Raw genomic sequence first — 14,610 nt, forward strand, 5'->3', positions numbered from 1 at the left:
GAAATAGTTTTTGAACCTAGTGCGACAAAATAATTGGTTAGGTTGAGGTGTGTGGCGAGAATTAGAATCAGCCTGTCTTGGAAGTGGCTTAAACCATACAACTACATTAGTGATTTTCTCTGTTGAAGTGGCAGAACATAATGTGCAACCCTAGCTGGGTTGTCCTTTAGCCTCTATCTTAGTGATGGGTTATTACGCCACCTTGGAAATGATAACTAAGGAGCTAGGAGCTGTTACTCCAGTCCCAACGTCCGCGACGGACCAAATTCCGTTGCCAAATGATTTCTAGTGCCTAATGCAATCAGCCAATTTGCTGCAGTGGGTTTGCTGTCCTACTTGTTGGGCAGCTTTCCTGCAGGGTGGGTCGCTGGAAAGATCTGTCATAAGGATCTGCAGAGAGAAGGTAGTAGTAATACTGGTGCCACTAATGCACTGAGAGTTCTGGGCAAAAAGTGGGGATGTACAGTCTTCGTTGTTGATTTTTTTAAGGGAATCGTTGCAGTCGCTCTAGCTTCAGAATTCTCAGAGGAGAAATCTCAACAAGACTGGCTGGGGCTTGTTGCAGCACTATTTGTCATTGTCGGACACAATTTTCCACTTTGGTTGGGCTTTAAAGGTGGGAAGGGAATTGCTACCACTGCAGGAGTAACACTCTCAATTTTTCCGTACCCTGTTTTCGTGGTAGCGCTGATTTCTTGGGGATTAGTATTCTCTACTACACGTTATGTTTCTCTTGCCTCTTTAGCAGCCGTGATCGCACTTCCACTTGCGTGTTTTACTTTGCTTTTCTTGGGCAAGATAGGCCAGGTGTTTGCTTTGGTGTCGCTTGGAATCTGTATGCTTGCTATCTGGCGACATCAGAGCAATATCTCTCGCCTAGCGGCTGGCACAGAACCCAGATTTGTAAAAGAGAAAAATGATTGACAAATATCTTCCTATCTACGGCATTCTCCGGCAAATGCATGTATGAGAAAATTGGCGTTATTGGTGCTGGTAGTTGGGGAACAGCCCTTGCCATTTTACTTTCCGAAAGCAGTACAGCTGTTTGCCTATGGGGGCGTAGGCCTGCCTTGACAGCAGAGCTAGTCGACCATCGTATCAATTCTACGTACCTTCCTGGATTACGGCTACCGTCAAACGTCTATGCAACGCATCAATTGGCTGATGCTCTAGATGCCAAGTTGATACTCGTAGTTACACCTTCCAAGGCTATTCGTGAAGTTGTTGGCCAAATGGTTATGCTCGGTGTTCCGCCCCAAAGTATTTTGGTTTCCTGCATCAAGGGAATTGAGTATGACACGGGAATGCTAATGAGCGAGGTGTTAGCAAGTTATCTTCCCCACAACCCTCTCGCCGTTCTCTCTGGACCTAACCATGCTGTGGAGGTCGCTAGGAAGTGTCCTGCTGCAGCAGTCGTGGGTTCAGCCGATGAGGAAGTGCTACAGGAGCTTCAACAGAAGCTTTTCCTTCCTAGTTTTCGGCTCTATACAAGCGAGGATATTAGGGGTATCCAATTAGGGGGGGCTCTAAAAAACGTCTTTGCTATTGCTGCGGGGGTTTCTGATGGATTTCGTATGGGGAGTAATGCAAAAGCTTCCCTCATTACTCGTGCACTTGCAGAAATGATACGTTTAGGGGTGGCCTTAGGGGGACATTTGGAAACGTTCTATGGCCTAAGTGGTATAGGGGATTTAATGGTTACCTGTTTTAGCTGTCATAGTCGCAACCGAGCTATTGGAGAGAGAATTGGGCGGGGTGAATTTCCAGTTAAAACTCAAGGGTCCATGAAGATGATAGCCGAAGGGATCCCGGCTGCTCGTAGTGCTAGACAGCTAGCCCTCAAGTACAGTGTGGATGCTCCTATCCTAGAAGCAGTATATCAAGTCCTCTACGAGGGTAAGGCTCCCTACAATGCATTGTGGGAGCTACTGGGGCGTCGCCAGCGCCATGAATCTGATTCTACCGTGCAACCCCACTCTCCTAAATCCTAAATCCTAAAATAGGTAGCAGATTCGTTTTCTCCTTTCTCTTGGTAAGGAGATTAAGATATTAGCGCGCCTTTCCTAGAGGCAGCGGCCAATAAGAGATCGTCCTCTTTTCTGCCAGGATTTCCCCGACCAAAAAAAGTGATCCCGTTACCAGAGTGATAGTGTTTTCTGGTTGAAGAGGAGAAATTAAGGCAGCACCAAGGCTTTCGAAATAACCAATGGTTTTGCACGGGGGTGCTTGATATTTGGTATCGAACCGGTGGCCAGTAATAGGAACGAAGCGAAACTCTCGAGTAATGGTAGAAAGTACTTCTAACATCTCTTTGCTCTCCTTATCTTCCAACGAACCGAATACTATACAGGCTCTTTGATTTCCAAACACCTCCTGCCAGGTGGCAACAAGGGCGCACGCGGCCCCAAGGTTATGTGCTCCGTCTACTACCAGCCTGCTGGAGAGAATCTGAAATCTTCCCGGCCAGTAAGTGTTAGCTAGGCCATAGGAAATAGAACTGGCAGAGACGGTGACGCTGCTAGCTTCCAAAGCCGCTACGGCTAGGGCCGCATTCCATCGTTGGTGTTCTCCATGTAGTCCTATCTTGGAGCTACTCCAGGGAGCTTCCACGAAATACAGAGGTATACGACTAGCAGCTGCTCTACTCCGCAATGTCTCTTCTACCTCGATGGACTGAGGCGCAGAAACTGCGGGAATGCCTGGCTTAAAAATCCCAGATTTTTCAAGAGCGATCTCTCTCAGAGAGTTTCCTAACCATTGCCGATGATCAAAAGAAATAGATGTAATAACAGAAACTAGCGGGGTAACCACATTGGTTGCATCCCAATACCCTCCCATGCCTGTCTCCCAAATAGTGACTTCCACATCTTGTTGCAGGAAATACCAGGTAGCCAGTACTGTAGTGAGCTCAAAAAAGGTGGGCTCTAATTTATGGGAAATTTCTAAATCCCTTAACAAATCTTTTAAGAGGGTTAAACCTTCTGCAGTTGCCTTCCTAGAAATTGGCCTACCATTCACACAGATACGTTCTCGAAAATCTACCAGATGCGGAGAAGTGAAAAGGCCAGTTTTTTTCCTTTCTGCCCTCAAAATTGAGTCTAAGAACGCGCAAACGGATCCCTTACCATTAGTTCCTGCGATATGTAGGAACCTCAGCTTGTTTTCCGGATTACCAAGGAGGGCAAGAAGGGATTGTGTAGTTTCTAACCCCAACCTAATGCCAAAACGCTGCTTGGAATACAGCCACTTTAAGGCTTTATCGAAAGTCATTCTTGTTTCTGGCAAAGATAATTGAGGATCTGTGCTAGGAAGGATCGCAACTGGGTGCGGTGCACAATATGATCGACTAGTCCGTGCTTTTCTAGGAATTCGGCAGTCTGAAAGCCTTCCGGCAAATTTTGGTGTGTTGTTTCCTGGATGACACGAGGCCCAGCGAAGCCTATCATACTTCGTGGTTCTGCAAGAATAACATCCCCTAGGGAAGCAAAGCTTGCCATGACACCTGCATAGGTAGGATTGCTAAGTACCACGATATAGGGCAGCCTTGCCCTAGCATGTAGGGCCAAGGCACCGCTGGTTTTCGCCATTTGCATCAGGCTAAATATGCTCTCGTATATGCGAGCTCCTCCAGAAGCACAAACGGCAACAATAGGTCTCTTTCTACAGGTGCTCCACTCAATGAGTCGAGTGACTTTTTCTCCAACTACCGAACCCATGGTAGCCGCAAGGAAACGAAAATCCATTACTGCAAGACCGATCGGATATCGGGCAATAGAAGCCTCCCCGGTAATAACCGCGTCAACTAGACCGGTTTTCTCACGATAGGTTTGCAGTCTTTCCTCATAGGCAGCTACCCCCCTGAACTTTAGAGGATCAGCAGCAATCATTTTGGCATCGTGTTCCTTAAACGAGCCCGGGTCAACGAGATGCACGATCCGCTCCCACGCACCTAATGTAAAGTGATAATTACACCTAGGGCAGACAAAAAGATTTTCTGCTAAAGCTAGGTTGTAAATAATGTCTTTGCAAGAAGGACACTTGGTCCACAGTCCCTCTGGAATTTCCTGATGTTTGTTGCCACGAGCATTAAAGACTGGCTCTTTGAAGATAGGCATGTGTAGTCTCTCTCACAGAGGGTGGAGGCCTGTCACGCAAGACTAGCTTAAGCTAAGAAAGACCTCTTGGAACATCGCTCTAGGTGCGAGGCTGGGGGATTGGGCACGCCCTGGAAGCGTCGTGCGGCTGGGAGGCAATGGCCACTTGGTCGTGCTGTAAACCATGGACAGCCATTCTTTCCATCCAATAAACTTAGGCAGATGCGCCCGGGTGCGCATGGCAAAGCAGGCAATTCCAGCGTGCATTGTCTTCTCGGTAATCGAAATAAGACCGACACGGTACATAACCCACGAAAAAACTAAAACAAAGAATCGCGACACAAGTCACGCAACCCTTTTTGTGCGGAGGTACCTCCAACACAGGCAGAAAGTGAAGCAAAATGCTAGAATAGCAAGAACTCCGACAGGTATGGTGCCAGAGATTACATGAGGGCCCACCCACGGCAAATTATCCGGCGTCTCCATCCTGAATTCTACAAAAAAATTTCCTGTTTGAATAACAAAAATCCATCCAACGTGAAGCCCGATCGGTAAGGCTAAAGAACAAGTCTGCTCTGTTGCCCAGCAGAGTAGGAGACTAATAGCAGTTAGGCTCGCTAGAGCAAAAAGAAAAGTCGACCAAGGCATTGCAGGGTTAAATAAGCACTGCAATTCCCTCCACCCACTCCAAATATCTACTGGATGCGTAGAATCCGAAGGGCGCATGAAGTGGAGAATAGCGAATATCCCGGAAGTCCATAGAGCAGAGGTAATGGCACTCATTTCCTGACGACTTAGCCCATACAACAGACCTCGGAAGAGGGCTTCTTCAAAAATGGAGACCCCTACAGCTCGCGCTGTCACACTAAGAAGGGAGGGTAATTCCATACCCCCCTCGATTCTACATACATCCAAATGAACATAAGTTGCTATAAGAAGCACCGTCGGTGCAGCTGCGAAGAGAAAACCCCAGCCAAAGTCATGCCACCTATACCTATTTTTTTGTAAGTGTAATTTCCCAAAGTCTAAGGTTTTTAGTGAGGCTAGTAGCGCCCCTATCGTGCATACTGACAGTACGCGCCTCCATACACGGTGGAAGGATAGCGCCCCAAGAAAGGGGAACTCTTCACTAAATGCCTGCAACAGCCAATATACGGGTGGCGCAAGCCACATGGATGCTATTACCCCAATGACCAGGACTAGGCTACTCCTCATCGCTGTAGGCATATCATCACTTAGAAGAAAGCATGGAGGGAGAGTACAGGCTGGAGCTGAAAAAATTAAAAGCGACCAACACTATAATAGCTGAAGCCAAATTGACGCACTACTGACGGGTTAAGGAGATTTCTCCCGTCAAAAATAGACCAGGCTTGCATCCGAGCTTTCAGTTCCCTAAGGCCAACGGCAGCAAATTCTTTCCATTCGGTTGCAATAACCAGCGCCTCCGCACCTTGCGCCGCATCAAGAGGCGAAGAGGCAAAACGAGCCGTCGGTACTACGCCCAGTTCTTTGGACTTCTTCATCCCCTTGGGGTCATATACCTGTACTATCGCCCTCTCGGAAATTAAAAGATTTATTAAGTCAACAGCGACTGAATTACGGATATCATCCGTATCCGGCTTAAAAGTGAGCCCCCAAACGGCAATTTTTTTTCCTTCAAGTACCCGAAGCACTCCTCGAATTTTACTTACAAAGTATTCTAGCTGAGTATCATTGATCCTCTGGACCTCCTTAAGAAGTGCGAAGGGTTCTCCCAATTGCTGCTGGCATATGGCAATAAATGTTGCAATGTCCTTGGGAAAGCAGGAGCCTCCGTAGCCAATTCCGGCATCTAAAAAATCTCTTCCAATACGTTTATCCAGACCGATTCCATCTGCAACTTTCTCAACATCAGCTTTGTTAGCCTCACAAATTCGTGCCACCATGTTGATATAGGAGATTTTGAGAGCGAGGAAAGAGTTGGCCGCGTGTTTAATCAACTCTGCACTGTTTACATCTGTGATGAGAAGTGGGGTAGAAAAGGGTTCATAGATTTTTTCCATAAGCGCTATTGCGCGCTGACTGGAGCTACCAATCACGATACGATCAGGGTGCAGTGAATCCCTGACAGCACACCCCTCTCTTAGAAATTCTGGGTTGCTGACAATGTCGAATGGTATATCGGCTGCGTTATAGCGGTGAATGATTTCCGCTACTTTTTCACCTGTCTTGACTGGAACGGTGCTCTTATCCACAACGACTCGGTATGCCCTAAGGGCTAGGGCGATTTCGCAAGCTGCTTCCTCGACACAGGAGAGATCCACGTTTCCGTCCGTTCGGAGAGGAGTGGGCACGGTAACAAATATCACTTCCGCGGCATCGACCCCACATTTGACACTGCTGCTAAAGAAGAGTCTCTTAGCAGCCGCATTTCTGCGAATTAATTCCTCCAATCGTGGTTCGTAAATGGGGACTTTGCCCGCTACGAGCATATCTACCTTGTGCTGATCATTGTCTACACAAATGACATGATGGCCTACTTCCGCAAAACAAGCACCCGTCACTAATCCAACATGTCCGGAGCCGATAATACATAACTTCATGAAAGTCCAAAGCCGAAGTCAGGATGGGTCGCGTAGTTCTTTACAGTAGCAGAATGTGGCTCGAAAGGCCGCACGGCTCTACCAAAGAAACTAGTCACACTACATTCGGGGAAATATTATAGAGGGCTGTGGAAACCTTCTCGTATGCCATGTACTAGGTTTGCTCTTCGGTTCCCCTAGAGACTTTTAGATGGCCACAGAGGTCTATGAAGGGAATCCAACCCTAAAGGAATGATCACCTGGGGTGCAGCTTTTAATGTCATTACCAATACAAACCCAGTCTGTAGCTTTTGATCCTGGTTTCTACGTATGTCCATGCCAAAGGAAGCAATCCAAGAAGACAAATCCCGATGAATGAAATAGCGCTGGTACAAAAGCAGTCTTCGGTTAGCATCATATTGCTCCTGACCGCTTATTGCCCAGTTGTCATTCAAACGAAAGTAGGCATCAAGGGCCATCTGACTTACATCGCTGGGAGACGAGTCATGGGCGCCAAGCGAACATCGCGTTGGATAGCTGTTTAGGTAGTAGTAACCAATTGTAAACTGTAAGTTTTGAGCTGGCATTAAGCTAAAATTTAAGTCGAACTGCGTAAACCCTTCTCGATCCAGAGGGGCCTGGATATCGCAGCCTACAGTGAACCAACGGGATGGACAATACGCAACGAGATTACTGAGATTCCCTACCTTTGCCAAGGAGTATGGGTTGTGTAGATTGTAGTCAAAGAAGGTATCTACAGTAAGCCACTGATGGTTTCTGCTATCGCGGCGGGTGATGAAATTGTTGCGGACTCCTGTCCGGAAAATGTTCCAAGAATCAATGGCGTCGATGGCCAGAAAATCTGGGAAATTAATGGGGAGATACTGAGTCGTTTGTTGAACGGTATCAAACTGGTAGGTCGGACTGGGTTTGCTTCTGAGATTTTGGACTACCGAATGGCTTACATAAGGTTGAATGATATGCATTAAACCATCTAAGCCAAGCAGTTGAGACTGCAGCCGATACACGCGGGAAATCTTAAAGGATGATTCAAGACCACAATTGATTCCTGGATGGAAGGAAATTCCATCCCTTGAGCCCATCGGTTTGTGGAAATTGTCTTCTTTTCCGTGGAATGCACTGTTCCAAACGGTAGTATGATTCCCTTGAGTATTCGGAGCAACGAAGCCCTTTTTCCTAAAAGGCCCTCTTCTGTCAGCAAAGGCTGTATATGTTCCTAAATGGCCATCCGGGTCTATAGGTAGAGTAGGTAACTTGTCAAAAAATCCGCTTGACTGGCTATATAGCGTAGCGTGAAATCCAGCATATGGCATAAGGGTGATCCACCCGAAGTAGGTTTTTGGCATTGAAATTTTGGCGAAGCTTCCAAGGCGGAAAACTGGGTAGCCTGCTGACTTGGTAACAAAGTGCAAGTCCCTCTTTTTCAAGAGTTGCTTACTGCTTGCTCTGGACCGTAATCTATCTCCAAAAGACCGTTCTAATTGCCCCAGCGTCCATGTACCCTCCAAGTAGAAGGGACCCCCAAGGATGGGGTGTTGTTTAATGTCCCAAGCTAATTCTGGAAGGCGCTTAACCGTGTTTTGGAAACTATTGGTTTGAAAGCGATTCAGGAGGTTTAGGGTGTAATTTTGGCCACGCCTGGTTAGTGAGATATTGTTGTCTGGTCTTGGATTTGTTTGTGACTCAGCAGGAAAAAAATCCTGCATTACATTGCAATCACTTAGTGCGTTCAGGTCGCAGCTAACATAAGTGTTTTCCGAAAAAACGATGTGCCGGTTGTAGGAAAGTCGATAGCGATTGCAACTAGCATTATCTGGAGTTGGACCCCTTTTTCCGACAAAAGGTTTTTTACTATTACAGGTCCAGTAGGAAATGAAGTTCCTGTAGTTGTCTTCATTTTTGCTAGTTTGTACGGTGGTATCAAAGCCAAAAGCCATCCCATGACGTGCGCGACAGTCTACATGTACTGTTCCAAGTCGGCTACTGTTTGGTCCATCGTAGGCGAATGAATACATGGCTAGCGTGAAAACTCCCCAACCTCTGTCATATCCAGGGAGAACCTTGAATCCGGTATCGTTTGGACCGACGGAAAGGTAAGGAATCCAGAAGATTGGTATCCTTCCTATGTAGAAAGTTGGAAAAAGAAACACCATCCTAGCATTTTTATTTTTGTAAATGTACACAGTCTTCGCTCTAATGTGGTAGCCTGGTTGTAACTGGTCATCCGTAGTAAAGTAGACTTGCCTGGCGCGGAACGCATGGGGCAATATGCAGGCGCTGCGGGCATACAGGAGCATTGGAAAGCTTGTTGTGAAAAATTCTGAGATACGTGCTTGCTTACTTTGCACGTTGTAGAGTACGTGTTGGCCGCTGGTTAAGCTGTTTGGCGAATAGATGCTAACGTTTCCCATAAGAAGGGCTTCCTGAGCGTCCGCCTTATACTCGGCATAGTCGCAGTAGGCACAGATGTCTTTGTGATGAATCTGTACGTGGCTTTCTGCAGCAACGATGCCTTCTTCAAAACTGACAGCCTTCTCAGCTGTAATTTCTACCGGCGATGACGCATCCAGGCCATTCAACTGGATAATACAGGTAAAGGAAGACAGCGTAATGGCAATAGCCGTTAACGCCCCTATATGCCTCTTCATCTAGCCTAGAGGAGCTGGGTAGATTGATGGCATGAAACGTCGTAGGGGAACGTTGTTCCCTAAAGGGGTGAGGGAGCGCTAGAACCTTGATATTCGAATGGAAATTTGGACTTCCAGGCCAATACACTTTCAATGATGTTTCGTATATCCTGATGACAGGGATACCAACCCGGTTCATTTCTGATCTTTCCTGCCGCAGCGATTAGTGCGGGAGGGTCTCCTGGACGTCGGGTTTTTTTCACGGTGGGGATCAGGCGCTGCCTGTAACCTTCCTGCAACATTCGATCATCTCCTGCACGGGAAATTGTTCCCCCGTCCCCTAAAAGTCGTACCGGGCACTTTCTGGGGCCTTAAGAACAAGAGTATGGGCCTGAGTAACGTCCCCAGGACACGAGTGTAATCCCGAATACAAGCGCTATCTGGAGTTGGATAGTCGATACCGCAAATCGCAACCGCTCCTTTTTGCTCAAGGGCTACTCTAAAAGCATTAGGAATGAAGGGTATTTCACAGCAGTGGTCTGCCCCAAGCTTTTCTGCAGCTTCTGCCGGATCGAAACAACCTAACACCACTACGGTAAATCCATAGAGCCTTTCGCACCAGCAGAGGATTCCTTCAAAAAGGAGCTCGGACGCACCACAGAAATTAGCCGGAGTCTGAGCTGAAGTTTTACCAACCGGCATTCTCTCTGGAAATCCAAACATGGTACAAGCGGACAAAAAGACCAACCCAGACGCACCATGCTAGTGTGTCTAACAAGATTAGTTCCATAAGAAAATGTTGTTCCGAAAATATTTCTTCGGGCTGGATGTGGACCCCCACTGAGGCAGTGGCAGTAAAATTATACAACCGCTCGCGTGATCCTAATTCATTATCATTACACGATGAAGAGCCCGTGCATCTCCTAGATCACCCCCGAAAAGGGCAGGACGCGAAACCAGCCCCATATTGGCCACCATCAGGCAGCTGCTCAATGCAAATGCTACCAATACAATCCGCTCTGCCAGTAATAAAAATCTTCATAATGCAACATGGGACAAAGCGACCAGAACTACTAAAGGGGGCCCCTGGGCTAATCTAGGGATACCCACAGAATCAAACTGGCGGCTACATAAACCCGTGCAACTGCGGCCGAGATTCTTGGACGATTGACCCCCCAACTTAGGGGGATACCTCCCAAATGCAGGAGACTCAGCACGTGGTAGCGGAGGTCAGATCACACCTATCCAATATCCTAGTCTAGGCTGTAATCTTTGCATGGCCTGAACGCAAACCCTGTCTTATCAAGACAGAAGGGGTCCCGCGCTAGTTGTGTTTACCTTTCTGCTAGAAAGTCTCTGAGAGCTATAATACCGTAGCAGCGATGATACCCAGAAATTTCTAGGCCACGTCTATTTCTAAATAAATGGGAACCGATCTACTTTCATAGTGGGCAATACTTTCTGGCCTCCCCTACTAACTGTTTTTTTACAGAGGAATCGGCGATGGGTTCCACTCTTTAAGGATTCCGATCCATCTCAAGCTTCTTGCTAGGGAACTATCAACAACACCACGGTCAAGGGCAGTAGAGGCTACAAGAGTCAGTTAACAAAATACGGGATGCTAGGAAATCCTCCTTAGGAAGTTTTTTCCTGTGAATGGAAAAACTTCATCAATAATTAATCCCACTTAGAGCCTTTTTGAGATCCTGACTACTGACAGAGTTGTTTTTCCCCAGCGCACTCCACTACTTTTGGCCCCCATGAAGAGCATTGATTATTCATTAATAGACACACAGAGCTCACTCGACCACCGCAAAATTGCCATCAAGCGAGTGGGCATCAAGAATCTTCGTTATCCTGTCCAGATCAGAGACAAACAGCGCCATACCCTTCAAAGTACCATCGCCACGGTACTTCTCACAGTTGATCTACCTGCACACCGCAGGGGTACTCACATGAGCCGCTTTATTGAAGCTCTACATTCACATAGCTCCATCCTCCACGTAGAGAACATCTACGATATCCCCATCCAACTCCAGAGAAAGCTTCAATCTTTTGGTGCCCACATGGAGCTCGAGTTTCCCTTTTTCTTAGAAAAAAAAGCACCAGTTACCCACTCCAGTGGTTTAATTGACTATACGGTACGGCTTGGTGTTACCCTGGTTGGGGAAGAACGTGACTTCATGCTGACCGTTGTTGTTCCTATCACAACTCTCTGTCCTTGCTCCAAGGCAATCAGTATTCAAGGGGCACATAGCCAGAGAGGGCAAGTTGCTTGCTCTGCACGGTTTGAACGGCCAATGTGGATTGAAGACTTAATTCGGATGGTAGAGAAAAGTGCTAGCTGTGAGCTCTACAGCTTGTTAAAGAGACCAGATGAAAAAGCTGTTACCGAACACGCCTATACGCACCCCGTTTTTGTGGAAGATCTGGTCCGGAATATTGCCATACTAGCAGAGGAAAATTCAAAAATTGTCTGGTATCGAATAGAAGCTGAGAACTTTGAATCTATTCATAATCACAACGCGTATGCCCTTGTAGAGAGGGAGGCCACGGGTAGCACCAAGAAATGTGACCCATACTGCCTACGATAGAAGATAAACAGGGTCTTAATCCTCACTGCTCGCAGCTTTTTTCTCCTCGATGTACCTGATGACATCACCGACAGTTTGTAGCTTCTCCGCATCTTCATCAGGGACATCAACAGAGAATTCCTCTTCAAAAGCCATTACAAGCTCCACAGTATCAAGGGAATCGGCTCCTAGGTCTTCGATAAAGGAAGCAGAAGGGGTTATCTGCTCTGGGTTAACCCCGAGTTGTTCGACAATAATATCTCTCACTTTCTCTTCAACGGGTATATCGGTCATAGGGCGCAGATAGTTTGGATTGAGGTGGTACAACGTAGAGATGTCTAACACCTTCCGGCAATGAACTTTGTCCACTTCACAGGGCAAAGTTCCTGTTTTCCCCGCAGGAGCAGAACAATTCTCTTTTTTTGCCTCCCTTTTGCAGGAAGAGCAGTTGTCTATTGCATTGCATGAGGTGACATCCTTATTTACTGATTTCTTTTTTTTAGAATGCGGTGAGCGCAGCTGCTGTGTGGCCTCCAACGCAGTAGCTATGCTGCCCTCCTAAGAGGTAAAAGTCCATTTCGATTGTTCTATATTTTGCTACACATGGGGTTGGATACCTTCTCTATGCAGTAAGCATCAAAGGGTTGGCAAAAGTCTCCTGGGCACCAGTACGCACAGCTTTTTCCAAAATTAGTGGAGGAGCAAGGGCGTTCTGCCATAATGCTTTACTCTACATAAAGAGGAGTTGTTGATTTAATGGGGCCAAGGGGCATTCAGCTTACTGCTTCTCTTCCCAGAGTAGTGGTGTTACCCTGGAGAGGTCTCTGGCTTGCGTGCGTCACATTAATCTGTACAGCTAAGTGCCTTAAAGAAAGTGGCCCCCTTAAAACCAACGCTCCTAGTTGTCGACGACGAGAAGAACACTAGGGAAGGGCTACAGGCGTCTCTGGAAGATGCATTTGAAGTCTTTATTGCAAGCAATATGGATGGGGCTCTTGCTATATTGTGCGAAGACTCAATAGATGTACTTATCACAGATCTAAAGTTGGGAGCAGATAACGGTATACGTCTTATAGATGCTGCATTAAAACTTCACCGTCCTCCCCTTTGTATCATGGTAACTGCCTATGGCACGGTAGACGTGGCTGTAGAAGCCATAAAGCGTGGCGCTTATGACTTTGTTACCAAGCCTGTGAATCTAGAAAGGCTAGAGCTGCTTATCAGACGTGGTTTGCGAGAGAAGGGGACTAAAAAAGGAGATCAGGATTTAAAGCAGCAAATGGAGCGTAAATTTGTGTCGGAAGGCATCATTGGCACCTCTTCTGTGATTACTGAAGCCGTACAGACCATCAGGCAGGTTGCCTCCTCAAGAGCTACAGTCCTCATCTTAGGGGAAAGTGGGACAGGCAAGGAGCTAGCAGCTAGAGCTATTCATTACTTGAGCCCTCGCTCTGCTGCATCATTTGTGGCTGTACACTGCGCTGCCCTTTCTCCCCAATTGCTAGAGAGCGAGCTTTTTGGTCACGAGAAAGGAGCTTTTACTGGAGCTGTGGAGAGGCGTATTGGGCGTTTTGAACAGGCAAGTGGTGGGACGTTATTCCTGGATGAAATTGGTGAAATTGACCTTAATACACAGGTGAAAATTCTGCGTGTCCTAGGGGAGCACACTTTTGAACGTGTGGGCAGTAATCGCACCCTCAAAACCAATGTACGGCTTATTGCTGCTACGAACAGAAATCTCACGAAACTCGTAAGTGATGGAAAATTTCGGGATGACCTCTTTTTCCGTTTGAATGTGGTACAAATTACCATGCCCCCTCTGAGAAGGCGTCGAGAAGACATTCCCATACTAGCTCAGGCTTTTCTCAAGGAGTCCTGCCGGGAAAATGGGAAACCTCTCAAGGAAATAGATACTGATGCAATGGCCCATCTATTGGAGTATCATTGGCCTGGCAACGTGAGGGAGCTCCGCACAGTCATTGAACACGGTGTGGTGATGAGCAACAACCCACGTATTCTTTCCAGAGATCTCCCTGTTGCAATACACTCTAGACTGGTCTCTACACCCACCACTCATTTGCCAAGTCCCTACTTACCACTACCTCCAGAACCTCTAACTCTCAGAGAAACTCAACATAATCTCATCCTCCAGACTCTGGAAATATGTAAGGGTAACCGTAGTGAAACCGCTCGCAAGCTGGGTATTAGCCGCCGCACTCTATACCGACGTCTACGCCAATTAGGGGTCCAAAGGGACTGATCGCACACCCGTTTTTCATTTCACCCTTCTCATCCTCTTGTTCTTGCAATATCGTGCTGGACTTTCGAGGAGATGGGCCGAGACACGTACTACGTTTGATATTGAGATGAAGTCGAATTTCGAGGCGTGCTGTGGGCCATGATGCACTATCAGGGTAGACCAATTGCTATCCGTTATCCTCGTGGTGTCAGTACTGGGGCGCGCCTGGAAGGATCCTCTCGACCTTTGGAAATTGGCAAATCGGAGGTTCTCCATCATGGAACGCAAGTTGCTCTGTTTAGACCCGGCAATATGTGTGAATTGGACTTGGAGACTTCTGAATTGCTCAAAAAAGAAGGAATCAGTATAGCTGTAGTCAACGAACGCTGGATTTGAAGCCGCCAGATGGTCTCACACTCAAATTCTTTGCCCGCTGTTGCTTGTAATTTGTATAACGGAAGACCGTCATGTTCTTCACAATGGATTTGGCAGTGC

The 14,610-nt window shown here is 47.1% G+C and carries 13 protein-coding genes; 5 read left to right on the forward strand and 8 right to left on the reverse strand.

Annotation, left to right across the window (positions count from 1 at the left end; all coding sequences use genetic code 11):
- Positions 1-288: 288 nt before the first annotated feature.
- Entirely contained in the window at positions 289-924 is a 636-nt protein-coding gene (gene plsY, locus AMD24_RS04010; RefSeq protein WP_062100764.1) for a glycerol-3-phosphate 1-O-acyltransferase PlsY, read from the forward strand.
- Positions 925-962: 38 nt separating this feature from the next.
- A complete protein-coding gene (locus AMD24_RS04015) occupies positions 963-1,991 on the forward strand; it encodes an NAD(P)H-dependent glycerol-3-phosphate dehydrogenase (RefSeq protein WP_062100765.1) in 1,029 nt (342 codons plus the stop codon).
- Positions 1,992-2,049: 58 nt separating this feature from the next.
- Here AMD24_RS04015 and AMD24_RS04020 read toward each other — a convergent pair whose 3' ends face one another.
- From AMD24_RS04020 to AMD24_RS04055, 7 genes are all read right to left on the reverse strand, one after another.
- The gene (locus AMD24_RS04020) at positions 2,050-3,270 is read right to left on the reverse strand and encodes a bifunctional folylpolyglutamate synthase/dihydrofolate synthase (protein ID WP_062100766.1); all 1,221 of its coding nucleotides are present in this window, start codon (positions 3,268-3,270) and stop codon (positions 2,050-2,052) included.
- On the reverse strand, positions 3,267-4,115 hold the full coding sequence (gene accD, locus AMD24_RS04025; RefSeq protein WP_062100767.1) for an acetyl-CoA carboxylase, carboxyltransferase subunit beta: 849 nt from the start codon (positions 4,113-4,115) through the stop codon (positions 3,267-3,269). The genes AMD24_RS04020 and accD overlap by 4 nt, the downstream gene beginning before the upstream one ends.
- Before the next feature lie 42 nt (positions 4,116-4,157).
- Entirely contained in the window at positions 4,158-4,400 is a 243-nt protein-coding gene (locus AMD24_RS04030; protein ID WP_062100768.1) for a hypothetical protein, read from the reverse strand.
- A 39-nt stretch (positions 4,401-4,439) separates the two neighbouring features.
- Positions 4,440-4,982, reverse strand: a complete 543-nt coding sequence (locus AMD24_RS04430; RefSeq protein ID WP_158404403.1) for a CPBP family intramembrane glutamic endopeptidase — start codon at positions 4,980-4,982, stop codon at positions 4,440-4,442.
- A 392-nt stretch (positions 4,983-5,374) separates the two neighbouring features.
- On the reverse strand, positions 5,375-6,676 hold the full coding sequence (locus AMD24_RS04040; protein WP_062100770.1) for a UDP-glucose dehydrogenase family protein: 1,302 nt from the start codon (positions 6,674-6,676) through the stop codon (positions 5,375-5,377).
- Positions 6,677-6,852: 176 nt separating this feature from the next.
- Positions 6,853-9,324 carry an LPS assembly protein LptD gene (locus AMD24_RS04045; RefSeq protein ID WP_062100771.1) on the reverse strand — a complete coding sequence of 824 codons (2,472 nt, stop codon included), beginning with the start codon at positions 9,322-9,324 and terminating at the stop codon, positions 6,853-6,855.
- Between the two features lie 285 nt (positions 9,325-9,609).
- Positions 9,610-10,005 (reverse strand): hypothetical protein, encoded by a 396-nt coding sequence (locus AMD24_RS04055; RefSeq protein WP_158404405.1) that lies wholly within the window; start codon positions 10,003-10,005, stop codon positions 9,610-9,612.
- A 1,058-nt stretch (positions 10,006-11,063) separates the two neighbouring features.
- Between AMD24_RS04055 and folE2 the strand changes: the two genes are divergently transcribed.
- A complete protein-coding gene (folE2, locus tag AMD24_RS04060; protein WP_062100774.1) occupies positions 11,064-11,897 on the forward strand; it encodes a GTP cyclohydrolase FolE2 in 834 nt (277 codons plus the stop codon).
- A 15-nt stretch (positions 11,898-11,912) separates the two neighbouring features.
- Here the strand turns inward: folE2 and AMD24_RS04065 are convergent, their stop codons facing one another.
- Entirely contained in the window at positions 11,913-12,170 is a 258-nt protein-coding gene (locus AMD24_RS04065) for an acyl carrier protein (protein WP_062100909.1), read from the reverse strand.
- 580 nt (positions 12,171-12,750) lie between these two features.
- On the opposite strand from AMD24_RS04065, the gene AMD24_RS04075 reads away from it, so the two are divergent.
- Complete coding sequence (locus AMD24_RS04075; RefSeq protein WP_062100776.1) at positions 12,751-14,136, forward strand: sigma-54-dependent transcriptional regulator; 1,386 nt, start codon at positions 12,751-12,753, stop codon at positions 14,134-14,136.
- A gap of 138 nt (positions 14,137-14,274) precedes the next feature.
- On the forward strand, positions 14,275-14,511 hold the full coding sequence (locus AMD24_RS04080) for a transketolase C-terminal domain-containing protein (protein WP_062100777.1): 237 nt from the start codon (positions 14,275-14,277) through the stop codon (positions 14,509-14,511).
- Positions 14,512-14,610 lie beyond the last annotated feature (99 nt).

The sequence above is a fragment of the Candidatus Xiphinematobacter sp. Idaho Grape genome, from assembly GCF_001318295.1.
Classification (GTDB): domain Bacteria; phylum Verrucomicrobiota; class Verrucomicrobiia; order Chthoniobacterales; family Xiphinematobacteraceae; genus Xiphinematobacter.

Coding starts and splice junctions, on each gene's coding strand:
- AMD24_RS04015 (WP_062100765.1), top strand. CDS start 963: ATGTATGAGAAAATTGGCGTTATTGGTGCTGGTAGTTGGGGAACAGCC.
- AMD24_RS04020 (WP_062100766.1), bottom strand. CDS start 3,270: ATGACTTTCGATAAAGCCTTAAAGTGGCTGTATTCCAAGCAGCGTTTT.
- accD (WP_062100767.1), bottom strand. CDS start 4,115: ATGCCTATCTTCAAAGAGCCAGTCTTTAATGCTCGTGGCAACAAACAT.
- AMD24_RS04030 (WP_062100768.1), bottom strand. CDS start 4,400: ATGTACCGTGTCGGTCTTATTTCGATTACCGAGAAGACAATGCACGCT.
- AMD24_RS04430 (WP_158404403.1), bottom strand. CDS start 4,982: ATGGAATTACCCTCCCTTCTTAGTGTGACAGCGCGAGCTGTAGGGGTC.
- AMD24_RS04040 (WP_062100770.1), bottom strand. CDS start 6,676: ATGAAGTTATGTATTATCGGCTCCGGACATGTTGGATTAGTGACGGGT.
- AMD24_RS04045 (WP_062100771.1), bottom strand. CDS start 9,324: ATGAAGAGGCATATAGGGGCGTTAACGGCTATTGCCATTACGCTGTCT.
- AMD24_RS04055 (WP_158404405.1), bottom strand. CDS start 10,005: ATGCCGGTTGGTAAAACTTCAGCTCAGACTCCGGCTAATTTCTGTGGT.
- folE2 (WP_062100774.1), top strand. CDS start 11,064: ATGAAGAGCATTGATTATTCATTAATAGACACACAGAGCTCACTCGAC.
- AMD24_RS04065 (WP_062100909.1), bottom strand. CDS start 12,170: ATGACCGATATACCCGTTGAAGAGAAAGTGAGAGATATTATTGTCGAA.
- AMD24_RS04080 (WP_062100777.1), top strand. CDS start 14,275: ATGATGCACTATCAGGGTAGACCAATTGCTATCCGTTATCCTCGTGGT.